This is a genomic window from Streptomyces carpinensis (assembly GCF_002154505.1).
Lineage (GTDB): Bacteria > Actinomycetota > Actinomycetes > Streptomycetales > Streptomycetaceae > Streptomyces > Streptomyces carpinensis.
In genome coordinates, this window is record NZ_MUBM01000291.1 from 1 (window position 1) to 5,372 (window position 5,372).

The 5,372-nt window shown below is 58.2% G+C and carries 3 rRNA genes; all 3 read right to left on the reverse strand.

Going from position 1 to position 5,372, the window contains the following annotated elements:
- Positions 1-114 (reverse strand): 5S ribosomal RNA (gene rrf / locus BZY54_RS34310); the annotation flags it as partial.
- Positions 115-202: 88 nt separating this feature from the next.
- Positions 203-3,325, reverse strand: a 23S ribosomal RNA gene (locus BZY54_RS34315).
- Between the two features lie 316 nt (positions 3,326-3,641).
- A 16S ribosomal RNA gene (locus BZY54_RS34320) occupies positions 3,642-5,166 on the reverse strand.
- Between the last annotated feature and the right edge of the window lie 206 nt (positions 5,167-5,372).

Sequence of the window (5,372 nt, forward strand, 5' to 3'; positions counted from 1 at the left end):
CGGCGGTGTCCTACTCTCCCACAGGGTCCCCCCTGCAGTACCATCGGCGCTGTAAGGCTTAGCTTCCGGGTTCGAAATGTAACCGGGCGTTTCCCTCACGCTATGACCACCGAAACACTATGAAACTGACAACCGGAGCCACAGCACGTGGCTGCGACGGTTGTTCGTGGTTTCAGAACCAACACAGTGGACGCGAGCAACTGAGGACAAGCCCTCGGCCTATTAGTACCGGTCACCTCCACACGTTACCGTGCTTCCAGATCCGGCCTATCAACCCAGTCGTCTACTGGGAGCCTTACCCCATCAAGTGGGTGGGAGTCCTCATCTCGAAGCAGGCTTCCCGCTTAGATGCTTTCAGCGGTTATCCCTCCCGAACGTAGCCAACCAGCCATGCCCTTGGCAGAACAACTGGCACACCAGAGGTTCGTCCGTCCCGGTCCTCTCGTACTAGGGACAGCCCTTCTCAAGACTCCTACGCGCACAGCGGATAGGGACCGAACTGTCTCACGACGTTCTAAACCCAGCTCGCGTACCGCTTTAATGGGCGAACAGCCCAACCCTTGGGACCGACTCCAGCCCCAGGATGCGACGAGCCGACATCGAGGTGCCAAACCATCCCGTCGATATGGACTCTTGGGGAAGATCAGCCTGTTATCCCCGGGGTACCTTTTATCCGTTGAGCGACGGCGCTTCCACAAGCCACCGCCGGATCACTAGTCCCGACTTTCGTCCCTGCTCGACCCGTCGGTCTCACAGTCAAGCTCCCTTGTGCACTTACACTCAACACCTGATTGCCAACCAGGCTGAGGGAACCTTTGGGCGCCTCCGTTACCCTTTAGGAGGCAACCGCCCCAGTTAAACTACCCATCAGACACTGTCCCTGATCCGGATCACGGACCCAGGTTAGACATCCAGCACGACCAGACTGGTATTTCAACGACGACTCCACAACCACTGGCGTGGCCGCTTCAAAGTCTCCCAGCTATCCTACACAAGCCGAACCGAACACCAATATCAAACTGTAGTAAAGGTCCCGGGGTCTTTCCGTCCTGCTGCGCGAAACGAGCATCTTTACTCGTAGTGCAATTTCACCGGGCCTATGGTTGAGACAGTCGAGAAGTCGTTACGCCATTCGTGCAGGTCGGAACTTACCCGACAAGGAATTTCGCTACCTTAGGATGGTTATAGTTACCACCGCCGTTTACTGGCGCTTAAGTTCTCAGCTTCGCCCCACCGAAGTGAAGCTAACCGGTCCCCTTAACGTTCCAGCACCGGGCAGGCGTCAGTCCGTATACATCGCCTTACGGCTTCGCACGGACCTGTGTTTTTAGTAAACAGTCGCTTCTCGCTGGTCTCTGCGGCCACCCCCAGCTCAGAGCGCAAAGCTCATCACCAGGCGTGGCCCCCCTTCTCCCGAAGTTACGGGGGCATTTTGCCGAGTTCCTTAACCATAGTTCACCCGAACGCCTCGGTATTCTCTACCTGACCACCTGAGTCGGTTTAGGGTACGGGCCGCCATGAAACTCGCTAGAGGCTTTTCTCGACAGCATAGGATCATCCACTTCACCACAATCGGCTCGGCATCAGGTCTCACCCACATGAATGGCGGATTTACCTACCACTCGGGCTACACCCTTACCCCGGGACAACCACCGCCCGGGATGGACTACCTTCCTGCGTCACCCCATCACTCACCTACTACCAACTTGGTCCGGCGGCTCCACCACTCCGGATCACCCCGAAGGGATCACCGGCGGCTTCACGGCCTTAGCATCACTGGATTCGATGTTTGACGCTTCACAGCGGGTACCGGAATATCAACCGGTTATCCATCGACTACGCCTGTCGGCCTCGCCTTAGGTCCCGACTTACCCTGGGCAGATCAGCTTGACCCAGGAACCCTTAGTCAATCGGCGCACACGTTTCTCACGTGTGAATCGCTACTCATGCCTGCATTCTCACTCGTCAACCGTCCACGACTACCTTCCAGTGCCGCTTCACCCGGCAGACGACGCTCCCCTACCCATCACAGCCGGCGTTGGCCGTACATGCTGCAATGACACGACTTCGGCGGTACGCTTGAGCCCCGCTACATTGTCGGCGCGGAATCACTAGACCAGTGAGCTATTACGCACTCTTTCAAGGGTGGCTGCTTCTAAGCCAACCTCCTGGTTGTCTGTGCGACTCCACATCCTTTCCCACTTAGCGTACGCTTAGGGGCCTTAGTCGATGCTCTGGGCTGTTTCCCTCTCGACCATGGAGCTTATCCCCCACAGTCTCACTGCCGCGCTCTCACTTACCGGCATTCGGAGTTTGGCTAAGGTCAGTAACCCGGTAGGGCCCATCGCCTATCCAGTGCTCTACCTCCGGCAAGAAACACACGACGCTGCACCTAAATGCATTTCGGGGAGAACCAGCTATCACGGAGTTTGATTGGCCTTTCACCCCTAACCACAGGTCATCCCCCAGGTTTTCAACCCTGGTGGGTTCGGTCCTCCACGAAGTCTTACCTCCGCTTCAACCTGCCCATGGCTAGATCACTCCGCTTCGGGTCTTGAGCGTGCTACTACAGCGCCCTGTTCGGACTCGCTTTCGCTACGGCTACCCCACCCGGGTTAACCTCGCAACACACCGCAAACTCGCAGGCTCATTCTTCAAAAGGCACGCAGTCACGAGAACAAGGCAAGCCTTGTTCCGACGCTCCCACGGCTTGTAGGCACACGGTTTCAGGTACTATTTCACTCCCCTCCCGGGGTACTTTTCACCATTCCCTCACGGTACTATCCGCTATCGGTCACCAGGGAATATTTAGGCTTAGCGGGTGGTCCCGCCAGATTCACACGGGATTTCTCGGGCCCCGTGCTACTTGGGTGTTTCTCAAACGAGCCGTACAGATTTCAGCTACGGGGGTCTTACCCTCTACGCCGGGCCTTTCGCATGCCCTTCGCCTATCCATACGGTTTCTGACTCGCCGACCAGCCGGCAGACTGATCAAGAGAAATCCCACAACCCCGCATACGCAACCCCTGCCGGGTCTCACACGCATACGGTTTGGCCTCATCCGGTTTCGCTCGCCACTACTCCCGGAATCACGGTTGTTTTCTCTTCCTGCGGGTACTGAGATGTTTCACTTCCCCGCGTTCCCTCCACACTGCCTATGTGTTCAGCAGTGGGTGACAGCCCATGACGACTGCCGGGTTTCCCCATTCGGAAACCCCCGGATCAAAGCCTGGTTGACGACTCCCCGGGGACTATCGCGGCCTCCCACGTCCTTCATCGGTTCCTGGTGCCAAGGCATCCACCGTGCGCCCTTAAAAACTTGGCCACAGATGCTCGCGTCCACTGTGCAGTTCTCAAACAACGACCAACCACCCACCACCCCGAACCACCAAGGCTCGAGTTCACTGGGGCCGGCATCGAAGGCTTCCCGGCCACACGGCCGCACCTTCAGACACCCAACAGCGTGCCCGGCCAGGTCCCGTCCGGAGATCGTGCGTTCCACGCTCTAACGAGCAGTACTAGCAGCCCCCGACCCGAGGTCCTGACCGAATAGTCAACGTTCCACCCATGAGCAACCAGCATCAGACGTTCGCTGATGTACTGGCCTCTGGACCGCTAGGCGGCCTAGAAGTGCTCCTTAGAAAGGAGGTGATCCAGCCGCACCTTCCGGTACGGCTACCTTGTTACGACTTCGTCCCAATCGCCAGTCCCACCTTCGACAGCTCCCTCCCACAAGGGGTTGGGCCACCGGCTTCGGGTGTTACCGACTTTCGTGACGTGACGGGCGGTGTGTACAAGGCCCGGGAACGTATTCACCGCAGCAATGCTGATCTGCGATTACTAGCGACTCCGACTTCATGGGGTCGAGTTGCAGACCCCAATCCGAACTGAGACCGGCTTTTTGAGATTCGCTCCACCTCGCGGTATCGCAGCTCATTGTACCGGCCATTGTAGCACGTGTGCAGCCCAAGACATAAGGGGCATGATGACTTGACGTCGTCCCCACCTTCCTCCGAGTTGACCCCGGCGGTCTCCCGTGAGTCCCCAGCACCACAAGGGCCTGCTGGCAACACGGGACAAGGGTTGCGCTCGTTGCGGGACTTAACCCAACATCTCACGACACGAGCTGACGACAGCCATGCACCACCTGTACACCGACCACAAGGGGGACCCTGTCTCCAGGGTTTTCCGGTGTATGTCAAGCCTTGGTAAGGTTCTTCGCGTTGCGTCGAATTAAGCCACATGCTCCGCCGCTTGTGCGGGCCCCCGTCAATTCCTTTGAGTTTTAGCCTTGCGGCCGTACTCCCCAGGCGGGGCACTTAATGCGTTAGCTGCGGCACGGACGACGTGGAATGTCGCCCACACCTAGTGCCCACCGTTTACGGCGTGGACTACCAGGGTATCTAATCCTGTTCGCTCCCCACGCTTTCGCTCCTCAGCGTCAGTATCGGCCCAGAGATCCGCCTTCGCCACCGGTGTTCCTCCTGATATCTGCGCATTTCACCGCTACACCAGGAATTCCGATCTCCCCTACCGAACTCTAGCCTGCCCGTATCGACTGCAGACCCGGGGTTAAGCCCCGGGCTTTCACAACCGACGCGACAAGCCGCCTACGAGCTCTTTACGCCCAATAATTCCGGACAACGCTTGCGCCCTACGTATTACCGCGGCTGCTGGCACGTAGTTAGCCGGCGCTTCTTCTGCAGGTACCGTCACTTGCGCTTCTTCCCTGCTGAAAGAGGTTTACAACCCGAAGGCCGTCATCCCTCACGCGGCGTCGCTGCATCAGGCTTTCGCCCATTGTGCAATATTCCCCACTGCTGCCTCCCGTAGGAGTCTGGGCCGTGTCTCAGTCCCAGTGTGGCCGGTCGCCCTCTCAGGCCGGCTACCCGTCGTCGCCTTGGTGAGCCGTTACCTCACCAACAAGCTGATAGGCCGCGGGCTCATCCTGCACCGCCGGAGCTTTACACCATCAAGGATGCCCAAGACGGTCATATCCGGTATTAGACCCCGTTTCCAGGGCTTGTCCCAGAGTGCAGGGCAGATTGCCCACGTGTTACTCACCCGTTCGCCACTAATCCCCACCGAAGTGGTTCATCGTTCGACTTGCATGTGTTAAGCACGCCGCCAGCGTTCGTCCTGAGCCAGGATCAAACTCTCCGTGAATGCTTCCCCGTGATCGGGGCGAACACCACGAGAGCGGAACCAGAGAGGAGGAATAGTCCCCTCGGTTCACAGCGTCCTCGCTGTGTTATTTCAAAGGAACCTCGCCCCAGCCGTGATCGGCCGGAGACGGGGTATCAACATATCTGGCGTTGACTTTTGGCACGCTGTTGAGTTCTCAAGGAACGGACGCTTCCTTCGTACTCACC